The sequence below is a fragment of the Arenimonas sp. genome, assembly GCF_047602345.1.
In the GTDB taxonomy this organism is placed as follows: domain Bacteria; phylum Pseudomonadota; class Gammaproteobacteria; order Xanthomonadales; family Xanthomonadaceae; genus Arenimonas.
In genome coordinates, this window is the sequence record NZ_JASGHN010000010.1 from 237,002 (window position 1) to 254,483 (window position 17,482).

Sequence of the window (17,482 nt, forward strand, 5' to 3'; positions counted from 1 at the left end):
CTTGGGTTCAGGGCCGAGCTCGTCGTTCGGCCGGACGCCGGCGGCTGCCGGTGAGGAGGGAACATGAGCGTCGCGAACATTCGTTTCCGCGGCAATTCTCACAGGCTGCCTGTGACTTTTTCACCGGGCGGCGTCAGCCGCGCTTTCATCTTCACCAACCGAAGGGCAGCTTCTTGAGCAGGACGATGCGCTGGCCGGCGATGGAAAGATAACCGCGCGCGACCAATTGCTTGAGGATGCGGCTGACCATTTCGCGCGAGCAGCCGATGCGTTCGGCGATGGCCTGGTGCGTCAGTCGTTCTGACAGGACGCGATAGCCGTTGCTCTCGACGTGATCCAGCGATTCGAGCAAACGGCTCAGGCGCTGGTAAACATCGCCCAGTGCCAGGCTCTTGACGTCGTCGGTGGCGCGCCGCACGATGCCGGCCCGACCCAGTACTCCGATAAGATTAGGCGGCAGGACGAGGGCAGGCTTCATCTGTCGTCTCCGGCGCGCGCATCGGGGAGCCTAACACCCATCTTCGCGCGTTGGCCGAGAACACCGCGAACGGCTGCTCCGGAAAGAAGAAGGCCCGCGTTTCCGCGGGCCTGTCCGTGTCTCGCCGCCGTCGCCGTCAGGCCGCGATCTTTTCCGCCGCCGGATCGCGCCAGCGCGTCAGCAATTCTGCCCAACGCGCCTTGACCTTGGCGACGTTGCTTTCCTTGACGTGGCCATAGCCGCGGATCTGTTCCGGCAGACGCGCGATCTCCACCGCGAGCGCGTGGTTGCCCAGCGTCAGCCCGAGCAGCAGTTCGTCGATGGTATTGCGGTAGTCGACGATCAGCTGGCGTTCCATGCGGCGCTCTTCGGTCTTGCCGAACACGTCCAGCGCGCCGCCGCGCAGGAACTTCAGTCGCTTGAGCAGCTTGAACGCGGTGAAGATCCACGGGCCGTATTCCTGTTTCAGCAGCCGGCCCTCGGCGTCCTTCTTCGCCAACAGCGGCGGTGCCAGGTTGAACTTCACCTTGTAGTCGCCGTCGAAGGTATCGCGCAGGCGCTGCTGGAAATCGCCGGTGGTGTACAGGCGCGCGACTTCGTACTCGTCCTTGTAGGCCATCAGCTTGAAGGCATAACGCGCCACCGCTTCGGACAGGCCGGCGAAACCCGGCGTGCGCTCGGTCTCGGCGCGACGCACCTTCTGCATGAAGCTGGTGTACTGCTCGGCGTACTTCGCATCCTGGTATTCGGCCAGGAACTTCGCGCGCAGCGCGATCGCCTCGTCCAAGGTCTTCGCGACCTTGCCTTCGCCGGCGAAGGCGGCCGACGTCGCTTCCGCACCCGAGGCCATGAAATCGCTCGCGACCGGTGCCGCCGCAATGCCGGCGGCATGCTTGACCGCCTCGATGTCGTGCGCGGCCAGGCGGCCCCAGGCGAAGGCTTTCTTGTTCATCTCGATCGCCGCGCCGTTGAGTTCGATCGCGCGCATCAGCGATTCGAAGCTCACCGGTACCAGGCCCTGCTGCCAGGCATAACCGAGTACGAACAGATTGGTCGCGATCGCGTCGCCCATCAGCGACAGGGCCAGCTCGCTGGCATCGATGAGCATCGGGTCGCGTTCGCCCAGCGCCGTCTTGATCGCGGCAATGATGTCCTTCGCCGGGAACTGCAGATCGGTGTTGCGGGTGAAGGTGCCCGGCATCGCCTCGTAGGTATTGAGCACGACATGGCTACGGTCGGCGCGGATCTTGGACAGCGCCCAGTAATCGTTCACGACCACCATGTCGCAGCCGATCACCAGGTCCGCCTCGCCAGCGGCAATGCGCACGGCGTGAATGTCGGCCGGCGAGCGCGCGATGCGCACATGCGTCGTCACCGCACCGCCCTTCTGCGCCAGGCCTGTCTGGTCGAGCACGCTGCCGCCCTTGTGTTCCAGGTGAGCGGCCATGCCGAGCAGGGCGCCGATCGTCACGACGCCGGTGCCGCCGACGCCGGTGATCAGGATGTTCCAGGGTTCGGCCAGGTCGCTGCGGAAGGTGGGCATCGGCAGCGAATCGAAGTCCGCGCCGGCACCCGTGCCTTTCTTCTTCTTCAATCCGCCGCCATGCACCGTGACGAAGCTCGGGCAGAACCCCTGCACGCAGCTGAAGTCCTTGTTGCAGTTCGACTGGTCGATCTCGCGCTTGCGGCCGAATTCGGTTTCCAGCGGCAGCACCGACACGCAGTTCGATTTCACGCCGCAGTCGCCGCAGCCTTCGCAGACGGCGGCATTGATCATGGTGCGCTTGGCCGGGTCGACCATCTTGCCGCGCTTGCGCCGACGGCGTTTCTCCGCCGCGCAGGTCTGGTCGTAGATGATGACGGTCACGCCGGGAATCTCGCGCAGGCGCTTCTGCACCTCGTCCAGCTCGCTGCGGTCGCGGAACTCGACGCCATGCGGGAAGATCTCGGGCTTCGACCATTTGCCGATGTCGTCGCTGAGCACGATGATCGTCTGCACGCCTTCGCTGCGCACCTGGTGCGCGATGTCCGGTACCGTCAGCGTGCCGTCCACCGGCTGGCCGCCGGTCATGGCCACCGCATCGTTGTACAGGATCTTGTAGGTGATGTTGACCTTCGCGGCGATCGACTGGCGAATCGCCAGCGAACCGGAATGGAAGTAGGTGCCGTCGCCCAGGTTCTGGAAGACGTGCTTCTCGTCGGTGAATGGCGCCTGCCCGCTCCAGGTGACGCCTTCGCCGCCCATGTGGGTGAAGGTGTCGGTCTTGCGGTCCATCCAGGTCACCATGTAGTGGCAACCGATGCCGCCGAGCGCACGCGAGCCTTCCGGTACGACGGTCGAGGAATTGTGCGGGCAGCCCGAGCAGTAGTGCGCGGCGCGCGGGAAGTTCGCGCGCGGCAGCGCCAGTTCCTTTTCCTTCGCGGTGATCCACTGCAGACGCGATTCGATCGCGTCGCTGGTGAAGAAGCGCGCCAGGCGCTTGGCGATGACGCGGGCGATGCGCGCCGGCGTCAGTTCGTTCGTGCTCGGCAGGATCCAGTCGCCGGCCTCGTCGTATTTGCCGACGATGGACGGGCGCTTGCCGTGCTCCCAGTTGTACATGTGCTCCTTCATCTGCGATTCGATGAAGGAACGCTTTTCCTCGACGACGATGATGTCCTCGACGCCGCGGGCGAAATCGCGCAGGCCAATGGGCTCGAGCGGCCAGGTCATGCCGACCTTGTAGACGCGGATGCCGATGTCCTCGGCCATCTTGTGGTCGATGCCGAGGTATTCGAGCGCCTGCAGCACGTCGAGATAACTCTTGCCGGTCGTGATGATGCCCAGGCGCGCGCGCGGCGAGTCGAAGATGATCTTGTCGATGCGGTTGGCGCGGGCGAAGGCGACGGCGGCATCCACCGCGTACTGGTGCAGGCGCATTTCCTGGTCCAGCGGCGGGTCCGGCCAACGGATGTTCAAACCGCCCGGCGGTAGCACGAAGTCCTGCGGCAGCACGATGTCGAGCTGGTGCGGATTGACGTTGACCGAGGCCGAGGATTCCACCGTCTCGGCGATCGTCTTGAAGCCTACCCAGCGGCCGGTGAAACGCGACATCGCCCAGCCAAGCAGGCCCATGTCGAGGATGTCCTGCACGCCGGCCGGGTTCAGCACCGGCATCATCGCGCTGACGAATTCGAGTTCCGAGCCATGCGGTAGCGTGGACGACCGACAGGCATGGTCGTCGGCGGCCAGTGCCAGCACGCCGCCGAACTTCGACGTACCGGCGGCATTGCCGTGCTTGAACACGTCGCCGCAGCGGTCCACGCCGGGGCCCTTGCCGTACCACATCGAAAACACGCCGTCGTACTTGGCGCCCTGGAACAGGTTCGTCTGTTGCGAGCCCCAGACCATCGTTGCGCCGAGGTCTTCGTTGAGGCCGGGCGTGAATTCGATGGCGGAAGCCTTCAGGTGTTTCTTCGCCTTCCACAACTCCAGGTCGAAGCCGCCCAGGGGCGAGCCGCGATAGCCCGAAATGAAGCCGGCGGTATTCAGGCCGGCGGCGCGGTCGCGCATCTGCTGCATCAGCGGCAGTCGCACCAGGGCCTGCACGCCCGACAGGTAGATGCGGCCTTCGGCGCGCGTGTACTTGTGCTCGAGGGTGTAGTCGGTATCGACCAGCGGACTCGACGGGACAGGAACGGACATGGCGGGGCCTGCAAAGGCTGGAGCAAAGACTCGGAATTATAGCAGGGGCGGGGGTTTGGCCCGGTTTCGCCTTTGCCGCGCCTGGCCCGGCGCGCGCCTTGCAAGGCGCAGGACGCGGCGCGGGCGACCCTTCCGGCTGCACGACGCGGCCTGCCTAAGCCGTTGATTCGCCGAACGCAAAGCCATGGCATGCAATTTGGGTTGGGGAGCGTGCGCATCGTCCTTCGATGCCATAACCAAGGAGACCCCCCATGCGCCATTCGAAAACCCAGATGTTGCTGATCTCGATCGCCCTTGCCGGTGCCGCGCCGCTGGCGATGGCCCAGTCGGCCACCGACAACAAGACCACCGCCAATGAAGAGTCGCAGGCGCCCGTGAGCGACAGCTGGATCACCACCAAGGTCAAGGCGGATTTGCTGGTGACCGAGGAAGTGAAAGGCCTCGATATCAACGTTTCCACGACCAATGGCGTGGTGACGCTGGCTGGTCGCCTCGACACCCAGGCCCAGGTCGACAAGGCCATCGCCGTCGCCAAGGCGATCAAGGGCGTGAGCAGCGTCGACAGCAAGGCGCTGATCGTGAAGCCGGCCAAGTGATGCCACCGCGCGGGGCGCAAGGAGGCGCCTCGCTTCCAAGGACAGGAGACAGGACATGAACAACGACATCATCAAAGGGAAGTGGCGGCAGCTGGCCGGACGCATGAAGCGTCAATGGGGCCGGCTGACGGACGACGATCTGGCGGTGCTCGAAGGCACACGCGACTACCTTTCGGGTCGGATCCAGGAGCGTTACGGGCTCGCGCGAGAGGCGGCCGAGCGGCAGGTCCGCGAGTTCGAACGCCAGCTTTGAAGGCGGATGCCGGAGCCGCCCCGCGTACGGGGCGGCTTCTCATCGCGTTAACATTGCAATATGCATGATTGGCTGGGCGAAAAATCGGGCGATTCGCCCGGCCTGAGGGAGCTGCCCCGCGTAAATCGCAGGATTCAGGGGCTGGCACGGGCCTTGCGCCTTTGGTTTCGACTTCCCTTCAAGGACGAGCCCCCATGGCCAGCACCAAAGCCGCCAAGTCGACCGCCCCCCGAAAACTGGTCGACTCCAAGCTGCCCTTCCCCACCCGCCACGACCTCGATGCCAAGACCCGCGCCAAGGTCGCCGATGCCTTGAACCAGACCCTGGCCGAAATCTTCGATCTGCAGAGCCAGATCAAGCAGGCGCACTGGAACGTGAAGGGGGCCAGCTTCTTCGGCCTGCACAAACTGTTCGACGAAATCGCCGGCATGCTGACCGAACCGGTGGACTCCGTCGCCGAACGCATCCTGTCGGTCGGTGGTTTCGCCAAAGGTACGGTGCGCATGGCGGCCGCAGCCAGCAAGCTGCCCGACCTGCCCGCCGAATTCCGCCAGGAAGACATCGTCGGCGATATCGCCGATCGCGTCGCACAAGCGGCCAAGGGCGTGCGCACGCGCATCGACAGCACCGAAAAGGCCGGCGACAAGGTCACTTCCGACCTGTTGATCGATGTCGCCGCCGCGCTCGACAAAGCCCTCTATTTCCTCGAGGCCTACCAGTTTCGCGGCCAGGCCTGAACGATGCGGAGCACGGCGTGAACGCTAACTTCAAGACTCCAGAACCCATGGTTTCGACTTCCAAGGACACCCCGCCCACCGGGCGCATCCTCGCTATCGACGACGACGCCGGCCTGCTGCAGAACTTCGCGCTCGCGCTGGGCAAGGACGGCTACAAGGTCGTGACGGCCGAGACATTGGCCGACGGCCTGCGCCTGGCGGCCACGCAGCCGTTCCATGCCTGCCTGCTCGACCGCAACATCGGTTACGACTCGGGCATGGATGCCCTGCCGCGGTTGCGCGAACTCGCGCCGTTGATGCGCATCATCATGGTCACGGCGCATGCCGGCGTCAGCGACGCCGTGGCGGCAATCGCGCAGGGCGCCAGCGACTATCTGGTGAAGCCGTGCTCGCCCGAACAGTTGCGAATAGCGGTCGCGCGCCAGGTCGATACGCGGCGCATGCTCGACCGACTCGATGCGCTCGAACACGAAGCCGGCGAATCGATTCCCGAACTGGACAGCCGCAACGCGGCGATGCGCGCCGCCATCGACATGGCCCTGCAGGTCGCGCGCACCGACGCGAACGTATTGCTGCTCGGCGAAAGCGGCACCGGCAAGGGCGTGCTGGCGCGCGCGATCCACGCCGGCAGTCCGCGCAAGGACGCGGCCTTGGTGACGATCAACTGCCCCTCCCTGTCGGCGGAGCTGCTCGAAAGCGAGATGTTCGGGCATGCCAAGGGCTCGTTCACCGGCGCCAGCCAGGCCACGGTCGGTCGCGTCAGCCACGCCGACGGCGGCACCATTTTCCTGGACGAGGTGGGCGATTTCCCGCTGGCGCTGCAACCCAAGCTGCTGCGCTTCATCCAGGACAAGGAATACGAACGCGTCGGCGAACCGACCACGCGCAAGGCCGATGCGCGCATCGTCGCGGCGACCAACCGCGATCTCGATGCGATGGTGCAGTCGGGCGAGTTCCGCCTCGACCTGCTGTATCGCCTGAACGTCATCAGCATCACCCTGCCGGCGCTGCGCGACCGCCTCGAAGACCTCGAGCAGCTCGCGACCGGCTTCGTGCGCAAGTACGCCGCCAGCTACGGCCTGCCGGCGCGGCGCTTGGCGCCGTCGGCGATGATGCAGATGCGCGCTTATGCCTGGCCGGGCAACGTGCGCGAACTGCAGAACATGATGGAGCGCGCGGTGATCCTTTGCCGTGGCGAGGAGATCGGTCCGGAGCTGCTGAGCCTGGACCGCGGCGACACCGCCCGCACTGAGGCCAATGCCGGCGCGCCGATCTCGCTCGAGGCGCTGGAGCGACTGCACATCGAACGCGTCCTGGCCGTCAGTCACAACCTGGAAGCGGCCGCGCGCACGCTCGGCATCGATTCGTCCACCCTGTACCGAAAACGCAAGGCCTACGGTTTGTAGCCCGCAGCAAGGCCCGTCGGTACGACGGGAAGCATCGCAGCACGGACCGGTTCCGTGGACAAGGATCAGGACGGGACCACGACGAGACGCATGGACAGCCGGCAAACCAACGACACGACGACGCTCAGTCCTTCCCGATCGCTGCTGGGTTTGTTGGGTTGGATCGTGTTAGTGGTCGGCCTTGGCGGCGCAATGGGCATCTTCTTCGGTCCCGACGCCTGGTACGCGCGGCTGTTGAAGCCCACCTGGAATCCGCCGAACTGGTTGTTCGCCCCGGTGTGGACGACGCTGTATGCGCTGATCGGCATCAGTGCCTGGCTTGTGTGGCGGCAGCAGGATGCGGCATCCGCGTTGCGCCGGCGCGCGATGACCCTGTTCTGGATCCAGTTGGCGCTCAACCTGGCCTGGACGCCGATCTTCTTCGGTTTGCACCAGCCCCTGTTGGCCTTCGCGGAAATCTGCCTGTTGTGGATCGCCATTCTCGCGACGGCCGTGGCTTTCGGGCGCGTGCGCGCGCTGGCGGGCTATCTTTTCGCGCCGTATCTGCTTTGGGTGTCTTTTGCGCTGATACTCAATGGCACGATCTGGCTGATGAACGCATGACATCGTCGCGGGCGCGACAGGGCGCCGGACGCGAGCACTAGGGGCGGCACGATGGGGGGAACCCGCAGCATCCAGTTCGGGCACCGCGTGAACCATGGCCTGTTGGCCATGGCGTTCGCGCTCATCGTCGCGACTTCGTTCGTTTCGGTCTGGTCGATCAATGCGCTGGGCGAATCGATCGGCCGCGTCGCCCATACCGACGAGGTCAAGGCCGCCATCATGCGGCTCGACGCCAGCCTCGGCGATGTCGAATCGAACGGTCTGCGCTACATGGTGACCGGCGAGTCGGAGTACCTGATGTCGCATCGCTACGCGCTCGACGAAATGATGCGTACGATCGATCAGCTCGGGCCGATGACGCAGGACAATCCGTACCAGGTCAAAAACCTGCGGGCGACGATCGAGCTGTACAACGAACTGACGGAGCGCTCGCGCCTCGGGTTGGCGATGAAGCGCCAGGCCATGCTCGAAGGCGACGAGCGCGCGCCGCTCGAGCGCGTGCGCGAGGGCAGCGGCAAGCGCCTGATCGAACGCATGCGCAAGGTCTTCCGGCAGATGCTCGTCGAAGAGGACCGCCTGAGCACCACGCGTGCCGACGAGCGCGATGCGTTGATCAAGCAGACCAACGCCACCGTGCTGATCGCCAACGGCCTGGCCCTGGTCGCCGGCCTGCTCGGCTTCCTGGCCATACGGCGCTCGCAGCGCGAGTCGGAAAGCCTGCTGCTGGCCGAACTGAAGGCAACGCAGGCCCGGCGCGACAGCGAGGAGAAAAGCGTTTTCCTCGCCAACATGAGCCACGAGATCCGCACGCCGATGAACGCGATCTTCGGCTTCACCCAGCTTCTGTCGGAGACGGTAACCGGCACCGTGGAGCGGGAGTGGGTGAGCTCGATCAAGAAGAGCGGACAGGTATTGCTGTCGCTGATCAACGATGTTCTCGACCTGTCGAAGATCGAAGCAGGCAAGCTGAAACTCAACCCGCAGCCCACCGATCCGGGCGAGGTGCTGTCGGAGATCATCGACCTGTTCTACCCGCAAGCCGCCGCCAAGGGCATCTTCCTGACCGGTGAAGTCGAGGGCGGTCCGGCCCGCGCGTTGATGCTGGACGCGCAGCGCCTGCGGCAGATCCTGATGAACCTGATCAGCAACGCGGTCAAGTACACCGAGCAGGGCGGCGTGATGGTACGCATCGCCCTGCGCAGCGGCCACGATCCGCGCCTGCGCGACCTGAGTCTCGTCGTCAGCGACAGCGGCGTCGGCATCGAGGCCGATCAGCGGCCGCGCATCTTCGATCCTTTCCACCAGGCCGACGCCCCCGATGGTCGCGTGCGTCCGGGCACGGGCCTGGGCCTGAGCATCACGCGCCGCCTGGTCGATGCGATGAAAGGACGGATCCATGTCGACAGCGAACCGGGCAAGGGCTCGGTGTTCCTGGTCGAGATCCCCGATGTTCCGCTCGCCACGGAGCAGGCGTTGTCGCCGCAAGCGTCCGACGAGGCCGTCGATTTCGACAGCCTGCCGCCGCTGAACGTGCTGGTCGTCGACGATGTTGAATGGAACACCGAAATCGCCCGCGGCTACCTGCGCAACAGTCGCCACACGGTGAACGTGGTATCGGACGGAGAAGCTGCGGTGGCGGCCACGCGGCGCCTGCGACCCGACGTGGTGCTGATGGACCTGCGTATGCCGCGCATGAACGGCTACGAGGCGCGCGACGAGATCCGCGCCGACCCGTCGGTGAAAGGCACGGCCATCGTCGCGGTGACCGCATCGAGCGCCGAGCACGAGGACCGCGCGCAGTATTCCGGGTTCGACGGCTATGTGCGCAAGCCTTATACGCCGAAGGACTTGTATTCGGTGCTGCATCGCCTGTTCGGACCGGCGCCGCCGGCGTCCGCAACCGCCAGCCATCGCTCCAATCAGGAAGCGACGCTGGCGAAAGTGCCGCCGCCGTCGGCCGAAGTGGCGGCGGCCTGGCGCGAGTTGCAGGCGGAGTTCCTGCCTTTGCGGCGTTCCATGCGCATGCGCGAGATCGATGCGGCCGCCACGCGCCTGCGCGAACTGGCGGAGCGTTGGCCGAACACGGACCTGGGCCATTGCGCCCAGCGCCTGCACGCGGCGGTCGAGCGTTTCGACGTGGTGGCGGTAAAGCAACTGCTGGACACCTTGGCCGAATGGCCGGAGGCATCGTGCGATGACTGAACAAGGGAATGCGCGGCAGGTACCCGTCGTCCTGCTGGTGGACGACCAGCCGGCGAACGTGCGCGTCGTCGGGCAACTGCTGGCGCGCGCCGGTTTCGACGTCGTGCCGGCGCTCAACGGCGAAGACGGGCTGGCGCTTGCCACCGATCGCGCTCCCGACCTCGTGCTGCTCGACATGCGCATGCCGGGGCTCGGCGGTTTCGAAGTGCTGCAGGCGCTGCAGGCGCTGCCGGCCACGCGCGAAGTGCCGGTCATCTTCCTGACCGCCGACGACGAGCGCGACAGCCTGACCCGCGCCTTCGCCGCCGGCGCGGTCGATTACATCGTCAAACCCTTCGTCGCCGAAGAACTGCTGGGTCGCGTTCGCACCCACATCGAGCTCAAGCAATCGCGCGACGCGCTCAAGCGCATCGCCAACGAGCGCCAGCAGATGGCCGATACGATCGCGCACGACTTGCGCAACTACTTCACCAATGTGCTGTTCGCCGCCGACATGCTGCGCGATCCGGACCTGCCGCTGGATACGCGGCTGCGCCTGGTCGATTCGATCCGGCAGTCGGGCGACTCGGGCATGCTATTCCTGCAGGCGGTGCTGGAACACCAGGGGCATGAGGCGCAGGGCGTGGCCCTCGCGCGCCTGGATTCGCGCATCCTGCTCGAAGACGTCGCCGCGCTGCTCGAACCCCAGGCGCGCGCCAAGGGCATCGCCATCGAAGTGCGCGCGCAGGAGCCGGTGCAAGTGCTGGCGCAACAGGCCGGCGCCGTCCATGTGCTGCAGAACCTGTTGTCGAACGCGATCAAGTACTCGCCGCCGCAGGGCGAGGTCACGCTGCAGGCCATCGTGTACGGCCGCGGCGGTCGGCTATCGGTGATGGATCGCGGCCCGGGCGTATCGAAATCCGACCAGGCCAAGCTGTTCCAGCGCTATGTACGTCTGTCGGCGCAACCCACGCAAGGCGAGTCTTCGACCGGTCTGGGCCTGGCTTTGGCCAAACAACGCGCTCGCACGATGGGCGGCGATCTGTGGTACGACCCGCGCGAAGGCGGCGGGTCGATCTTCACGCTGGAACTGCCGTTGGCCTGAGCATCGCGGGATGGCGGTTCGAGCACGGACTGCGACGAGATTTCGACAATGATCCGGCCCGCGCCGTCCCTGGCACGGGCCGGATATCGCGCCGCGAGCGTCCCTCCCGCCGCGCGAAACGGCCGCCGCTTGCGTGCGGCCGCGCCAGGCGCATCCCTGCGCCTGGAAAGCTTGCCGCAGTCAGGCGCGACGACGGCCGAAGATCAGCGACAGCACGAACAGAACCAGGAACACATAGAACAGGATCTTGGCGATGCCGACGGCAGCGCCGGCGAGGCCGCCGAAACCGAGCACGGCGGCGATCAGCGCGATGACGAGGAATACAACGGCGTAGTGCAGCATGGTCGTTCTCCGTAGGGTCGAGGCAGGCCTTCCTTCGCCTGTCGGAAAGTACCTCTCACATTCCGTGCCAACACCTGCGATCGCACCGGAATGCGCCATTTCGGGCGCCAACGCGCGGCGCGGCGGCGTTCCAGTCGACCGGCGATGTTGCGATATGCATCGCGACGACGGGGCATCGTGCATTCGGCGCGATGGTCGGTGGCGACGCCGCAATGTGCACATCGTCGCCATCTGCATCGGGCGAAACAGCGAGGCAAAGCCGTCGCGAGGCGTGTGAAGCGCGCGCTTGTTCACGGTTTCCGCGTGGCACGGAACTTGATGCGTTCACCACGAGCACGAGCTCACCCTGACATGGAGTCGCCATGAACAAGCTCACCCCCACCTTGCTCGCCCTTTCGATGACGCTCGCCTTGTCGGCCTGCAATCGCCAGGAGACGCCGAGCGAAACCAACCAGGATGTCGCCGAGGCGCAGGCGGAAGCGCAGACGGAAGTCACCGACGCCGCGCACGATGCCGCGGTCACGGCCGCCGAGGGCCACGAGGACGTGGTCGCCGCCGACGCCGGTTCCGACAAGATGGATGCGCAGGCCGACGCCAGCGCCGACAACGCCGACGCGCAGTACGACCTGGCCCTGGCCAAGGCCGATGGCGACCTGAAGGTCGCCAAGGAACGCTGCGATGCCTTGCCGTCCGACCAGCAAAGCGCCTGCAACAAGACGGCGGAAGCCGCTTACGAAACGGCGAAGGCAGCGGCCCAGACCGCGCGCGACGCGGCCAAGGCCGCGGCCGACGCAATCCAACAGTAAGCACTATCGCAGCCGGTGCAGATTGCATGGCGCCGGCTGCGTCAATCACACATGACGCACTCAACGGCAGGAATGCCGACGAAAGGAGACGGACAACATGAGTCATACGCCTAGTCATTCTCTGGTCGAACTGGTGCATGCCCTCAATGACGGCATCGCCTTCTACGACGAAGCGCAGAAGCTGACGAGCGATTCGCAAATCGCGGCGACCTACTCGCGCTTTCGCAGCCTGAAGACGGCGATCGCTTCGGACCTCAACGCCGAGATCGCCTTGCAGGGCGAGGTGCCGCATACCGACGGCACCTGGGCCGGCGCCTTGCGCAAGGGCTATGCCGACATCGCCGCCAAGATGTCCAGCGACCCGAACCAGAGCTTCCTCAACCACGTGGAAGAACAGGAAGATCGCGTGCTCGATGCCTTCCGCATCGCCAGCACCACCGATCACTCGCCGCGCGTGCGCGAGCTGGCCAAGCAGCATCTGCCGGACGTGCAACGCATGCACGACGAGATCCGCAGCCTGCAATACAACGTTAAGCCGCACTGAGCGCGGTGGCGCGATCAGGAAAGGACAAGCAACCCCGAAGGCGCCCCGGCCCGGCCAAGGAATGGCGGGTCGGGGCGCTCTTCCGTGCCGGCAGCGCGACGAGTAGAGTCGAGGCCTGAGTTCACGTGAGGGGACGCGATGAGCCTGGCCGGTCTGCGGGTGATGCTGGTGGAGGATCACGGGTTCCAGCGTCGGCTGGGGCTGCGCCTGCTGTCGGACCTGGGTATCGCCGAACTGACCGAAGCCGCCGACGGAATCCAGGCCCTGGATCTGTTGCGTCGCACCGAGACGCCGCCGGATGTCGTGCTGGTCGATCTCGACATGCCGGGCATGGATGGCATCGAGTTCATCGGTCATGTGGCGCAGGAGCGCCTGGCGCGCTCGATCGCCGTGGTCAGCGCGATGGATCCGGCCCTGCTGCATACGGTGCAGGTCATGGCGAAGGCTTCCGGCCTGCGCGTGCTCGGCGCGGTGGAGAAGCCCCTGTCGCCCGGCAAGCTCACGCACGTGCTGTCGATGTTCGAGGCCGGCCCCGGCCCCGTCGGCGAAGCGGCTGCGGTCGAAGTCACGCTCGACCAGGTGCGCGATGCCCTGGCGAACAATCAGATCCAGCCCTATTTCCAGCCGCAGGCGGAATTCAGCAACGGCAAGGTGGTCGGTGTCGAGGCGTTGGCGCGCTGGCGCTTGCCCGACGGCAGCATGGTGCCGCCGGCGGTCTTCATCCCGCTGGTGGAAAACGGCGGGCTGATCGACGATCTGACCTTGCACATGCTGTCGGCGAGCTGCCGTTGGTGGCAGGAGTGGAAACGCGCTGGACTGGACCTGCGTATTTCGGTGAACGTTTCGGCGCATAACCTGGTTGGCCCCGAAGTCGCCGACCGTTACGAGCGCATCGTCAACGAGCACGGCCTGTCGCCGGAATACCTGATCCTCGAGATCACCGAGAGTTCGGTCATGAGCGATACGGCGCGTGGCCTGGGCATGCTGGCGCGCCTGCGCCTGAAAGGCTTCGGCCTGAGCGTGGATGATTTCGGCACCGGTTATTCCTCGCTGGCGCAGTTGTCGCAGATCCCGTTCACCGAACTGAAGATCGACCAGGGCTTCGTCGGCGGCGCACCCGACCAGCCGCGCAAGCGCGCCGTGATCGAAGCCAGCCTGGACCTTGCGCGCAAGCTCGAGATCAGCGTCGTGGCCGAAGGCGTCGAGACGATGGACGAGTGGCAGTTGCTGGCCCAGCTCGGTTGCGATTACGCCCAGGGCCATCTGATCTCGCGGCCGGTGGCGGGCGAAGAACTGCCGGCCGCCATCCAGCGCTGGCGCGAGACCAAACACTGAGCAACATGCTCGCCCTGGGCAAAAAGCTCAGCATCCGCCGTCAGCTCCTCGGCCTGTTCGGCATCGTGCTGATCGGTGCCGTCATCGTGCAGGCGCTGGACGAACGCGAACGCCGTCTCAACGCCGACGCGCTGGAACAGCTGCGCGACGATTCGCTGGTCAGCATGCGGCGGATCAAGGCGGTGTCCGACGCCTACGGCCTCGACTACGTCGATACCACCTTCCGCGTGCGCAACTACCTGATGAGCTGGGAAGAGGGCCTGCAGGTGTTGACGGCGGCCGAACAGCGGGTCGACGCGCACTGGCGCACCTTGCGGCAGTCTTCGCCCGGCAAGGAGCAGCGCGATCTGATCGCGCAGATCGAAACCGCGAAAGTACGCGCCGATCGCGCCGGCCGCACCCTGCGCGGCATCCTGCAGCGCAAGGACATCGTCGCGCTCGGGCGTTTCGCCGATACCGAACTGTATCCGGCCATCGACCCGGTCACCACGCGGCTGAAATACCTGAGCGACCTGCAGCTGATCGAAGCCGACCGGCGCGTGCAGGCCGCGGCCAAGCGCGCGCGCGATGCCGCCTGGTTGCGCCTGGTGCTGACGATGATCGGCCTGGCTGCTTTCGCGTTCTTCGCCCAAACCATCCTGCGCAACATCTACAAGGGCGTGGAGAGTCTGGGCGACCTGGCCGGACAGATGCGCCGGCACGACTACATGGCGGTGCCGCGCTTCCGCGCCGAAGGCGAGCTCGGCGACGTGCTCGACAGCTTCCTGATGATGCGCGATGAGGTGCGGCGCTTCGAGTCCGAACTCAACGAACAACTGCTGCGCAACGAACAGGTGCGTGCGAGCCTGCAGCAGAGCGAAGTGTTCCAGCGCTCGCTTTTCGCCGCCGCGCGCGTGGCGGTGATGTCGATCGACCTCGACGGTCGCTTCACCAGTTTCAACCCCTACGCCGAGAAGCTGACCGGCTATCGCGCCGGCGAGATGATCGGCGGCAGGAACATCAACCGCCTGATGCGCCAGGACGAAGTGCAACGCATCGCCGATCGCCTGACCGCCGCGCTCGACCGGCCCGTGCCCGCCGACGAGCGCGTGATCCCGGTGATGATCGAGCAAGGCCTGCCGCCGCAGGAATGGACGCTCAATCGCAAGGATGGCGGCGCCCTGACGGTGTTGATGGCGACGTCCTCCATGCGCGACGAAACCGGCAAGGTCGTCGGCTATCTCGCCGTCGCCACCGACCTGACCGAGATCAAGCAGCTCGAGACCAAATTGCGCGCCAGCGAGCAGGCCGCGCGCGACGCCAATCTCGCCAAGAGCTCCTTCCTGGCGGCGATGAGCCACGAAATCCGGACGCCGATGATCGGCGTGACCGGCATGCTCGAAGTGCTTTCGCATTCGGCCCTCGACACCGACCAGCGCCGCACCGTGCACGTCATCCAGCAATCGGCCGCATCGTTGCTGCAGATCATCGGCGACATCCTCGACTTCTCGAAGGTCGAGGCCGGCCGGCTGGAACTGTCGCCGAGCACGATCGACTTGCGTCGCCTGCTGCAGTCCACCGTCGCCAATTTCACCGGCGCGGCGTCGAGCAAGGGCCTGGTGCTGAACGTGGCCACCGCCGAGCGCATCGGCGCCGCGCATGTCGCCGACGGCTTGCGCCTGCGGCAGATCCTGTCGAATTTCCTGTCGAATGCGATCAAGTTCACCGAAGCCGGTTTCGTCGAGGCCGTGCTGGAATACGAAGGCCGCGAGGACGATCGCGATCGCCTCGTGTTCCGCGTCACCGATACCGGCATCGGCGTCACGCCCCAACAACAGGCACGATTGTTCCAGCCTTTCCAGCAGGCCGAAGGCAGCACGACGCGCCGATTCGGCGGGACAGGACTCGGTCTAGTGATCAGTCGGCGATTGGCCGAACTGATGGGCGGCGACGTGACGATGGAAAGCACGCCCGGCGCCGGCACGAGCCTGCGCCTGCGCGTGTCGTTGCCGCGTGGCCGCGTCGAGGACATCGAGCCGGAAATCCATGCGCCCGGCGCCGCCGCCCAGTTCCAGCCGCGCGCCCTGCCGACGCTGGAGCAGGCCGAACGCGAACGCAGCCTTGTGCTCGTCGTGGACGACCACCCGACCAACCGGCTCGTCGTCGGACGCCAGCTCGCGCTCGCCGGTTACCTGTGCGAGACGGCCGACGATGGTCAGCAAGGCCTGGAGCAATGGCGTAGCGGACGATTCGCCCTGGTGCTGTCCGACGTGCACATGCCGGTGATGGACGGTTACGAAATGGCGCGCGCGCTGCGCAAGGAAGAGACGCGCGACAACAAGGCGCGCACGCCGGTGATCGCCTTGACGGCGGCTGCCTTGAAAGGCGAGGCCGAACGTTGTCTCGCGGCCGGCATGGACGATTACCTGGCCAAGCCGGTCAGCATTCCCGATCTTGCGGCGTGCCTGCGGCGCTGGTTGCCGCATACGGCGCCAGCGGCGGACGAAGCGACGCCCGTACTGGCCGCGCCCGTACTGCCGCAGGTCTCCGGCGCGCCGCAGGCCCTGGATGCGTCCGTGCTCGAACAACTCACCGGCGGCGATCGCGGCGAAATGCGCGCCGTGCTCGACGATTTCCTCGATAGCTGCAGTCGCGATCTCGTCGCGATGCAACGCGCGCGCGAGGCCGGCGATGCCGTGCAGCTCGCACGCGAAGCGCACAAGATCAAAGGCGCCGCGCGCCTGGTTGGTGCCGGCGAACTGGCCCTGGCCGCGTCCGAACTCGAACTCGCCGCCAAGGGCAACGATTGGCCGCAACTGCTGCCGCTGACCGCCGATGTGCAGACGGCGGCACGGCGGCTGGCGCTGCATGTGAAGCAGCACTATGGCTGAATTCGAGCTATGGACGGCGGGGCGCGCGGCGAAGGCGATCTTCGCTACCGCCGCAGCATTGGTGTTGATCGGGGTAGCGATTTGGCTCGCGAACTGGTCCGACAACTATCGGTCTACCGAGCTCACGCAGGAAAAGGCTTTCGCACGCATGCGTGGGCTAGCCGGACCCGACGCCCTCGATTGCGGGCAGGTTGCAGGGGGCATGGATGCTTCGCCAGCGTTGCGCTGCCTGGAGCGCGCGATGCGCGAAGGGCGCCCCTTTTGGATCGCTCGAGAAAACAGCTTTCATCCTCGGGTCGCGATGGAACCGCATTGGATGGGATACACGCGTAATCGCGCGGGACGGCAGAGCCTGGTGATCTTCTATGAACCCGTCTCCGTCGATGCAACCGGCAGCCTGCAGGTGCGGGGTTGTCCGCGCATACAGTTGCGACTGGACGATGGCCTTCCTGGCCCGACATGCATCGAATACGTCGACGGAAAGCGTTACCAGCTGCCGCCCTTTTGGTTCAAGTGGCGAACGCGCCCGGCAGAGTAGCGA

At 65.8% G+C, this 17,482-nt stretch carries 15 protein-coding genes; 12 read left to right on the plus strand and 3 right to left on the minus strand.

What is annotated here, in order from left to right; genetic code table 11:
• Nucleotides 1-151: 151 nt before the first annotated feature.
• Nucleotides 152-478, minus strand: coding sequence for a Crp/Fnr family transcriptional regulator (locus tag QM707_RS13860; RefSeq protein ID WP_415002465.1), 327 nt, complete (start codon nucleotides 476-478; stop codon nucleotides 152-154).
• 136 nt (nucleotides 479-614) lie between these two features.
• Nucleotides 615-4,163, minus strand: coding sequence for an indolepyruvate ferredoxin oxidoreductase family protein (locus QM707_RS13865; protein WP_415002466.1), 3,549 nt, complete (start codon nucleotides 4,161-4,163; stop codon nucleotides 615-617).
• Between the two features lie 251 nt (nucleotides 4,164-4,414).
• On the opposite strand from QM707_RS13865, the gene QM707_RS13870 reads away from it, so the two are divergent.
• From QM707_RS13870 to QM707_RS13900, 7 genes are all read left to right on the plus strand, one after another.
• On the plus strand, nucleotides 4,415-4,759 hold the full coding sequence (locus QM707_RS13870) for a BON domain-containing protein (protein WP_415002467.1): 345 nt from the start codon (nucleotides 4,415-4,417) through the stop codon (nucleotides 4,757-4,759).
• A gap of 55 nt (nucleotides 4,760-4,814) precedes the next feature.
• Nucleotides 4,815-5,012: a CsbD family protein gene (locus QM707_RS13875; RefSeq protein WP_415002468.1), complete on the plus strand. Its 198-nt coding sequence runs from the start codon at nucleotides 4,815-4,817 to the stop codon at nucleotides 5,010-5,012.
• A 194-nt stretch (nucleotides 5,013-5,206) separates the two neighbouring features.
• Entirely contained in the window at nucleotides 5,207-5,749 is a 543-nt protein-coding gene (gene dps, locus QM707_RS13880; protein ID WP_415002469.1) for a DNA starvation/stationary phase protection protein Dps, read from the plus strand.
• 47 nt (nucleotides 5,750-5,796) lie between these two features.
• Nucleotides 5,797-7,155 (plus strand): sigma-54-dependent transcriptional regulator, encoded by a 1,359-nt coding sequence (locus QM707_RS13885; protein ID WP_415002470.1) that lies wholly within the window; start codon nucleotides 5,797-5,799, stop codon nucleotides 7,153-7,155.
• Nucleotides 7,156-7,245: 90 nt separating this feature from the next.
• Nucleotides 7,246-7,758: a TspO/MBR family protein gene (locus tag QM707_RS13890; protein ID WP_415002471.1), complete on the plus strand. Its 513-nt coding sequence runs from the start codon at nucleotides 7,246-7,248 to the stop codon at nucleotides 7,756-7,758.
• A gap of 51 nt (nucleotides 7,759-7,809) precedes the next feature.
• Entirely contained in the window at nucleotides 7,810-9,960 is a 2,151-nt protein-coding gene (locus QM707_RS13895) for an ATP-binding protein (protein WP_415002472.1), read from the plus strand.
• Entirely contained in the window at nucleotides 9,953-11,044 is a 1,092-nt protein-coding gene (locus QM707_RS13900; protein WP_415002473.1) for a response regulator, read from the plus strand. Before QM707_RS13895 ends, QM707_RS13900 begins: the two co-directional genes overlap by 8 nt.
• A gap of 180 nt (nucleotides 11,045-11,224) precedes the next feature.
• On the opposite strand, the gene QM707_RS13905 is transcribed toward QM707_RS13900, so the two are convergent.
• The gene (locus tag QM707_RS13905; protein ID WP_415002474.1) at nucleotides 11,225-11,386 is read right to left on the minus strand and encodes a DUF1328 domain-containing protein; all 162 of its coding nucleotides are present in this window, start codon (nucleotides 11,384-11,386) and stop codon (nucleotides 11,225-11,227) included.
• Between the two features lie 362 nt (nucleotides 11,387-11,748).
• Here QM707_RS13905 and QM707_RS13910 point away from each other — a divergent pair, with 362 nt between their 5' ends.
• The 5 genes from QM707_RS13910 (at nucleotide 11,749) to QM707_RS13930 (ending at nucleotide 17,479) form a co-directional block, all read left to right on the plus strand.
• Nucleotides 11,749-12,192: a hypothetical protein gene (locus QM707_RS13910; RefSeq protein WP_415002475.1), complete on the plus strand. Its 444-nt coding sequence runs from the start codon at nucleotides 11,749-11,751 to the stop codon at nucleotides 12,190-12,192.
• 97 nt (nucleotides 12,193-12,289) lie between these two features.
• A complete protein-coding gene (locus tag QM707_RS13915) occupies nucleotides 12,290-12,736 on the plus strand; it encodes a PA2169 family four-helix-bundle protein (RefSeq protein WP_415002476.1) in 447 nt (148 codons plus the stop codon).
• A gap of 138 nt (nucleotides 12,737-12,874) precedes the next feature.
• Nucleotides 12,875-14,071 carry an EAL domain-containing protein gene (locus tag QM707_RS13920; RefSeq protein ID WP_415002477.1) on the plus strand — a complete coding sequence of 399 codons (1,197 nt, stop codon included), beginning with the start codon at nucleotides 12,875-12,877 and terminating at the stop codon, nucleotides 14,069-14,071.
• A gap of 5 nt (nucleotides 14,072-14,076) precedes the next feature.
• Nucleotides 14,077-16,941, plus strand: a complete 2,865-nt coding sequence (locus QM707_RS13925; protein WP_415002478.1) for an ATP-binding protein — start codon at nucleotides 14,077-14,079, stop codon at nucleotides 16,939-16,941.
• Nucleotides 16,934-17,479, plus strand: a complete 546-nt coding sequence (locus QM707_RS13930; RefSeq protein WP_415002479.1) for a hypothetical protein — start codon at nucleotides 16,934-16,936, stop codon at nucleotides 17,477-17,479. Before QM707_RS13925 ends, QM707_RS13930 begins: the two co-directional genes overlap by 8 nt.
• The last annotated feature ends 3 nt before the right edge of the window (nucleotides 17,480-17,482 follow it).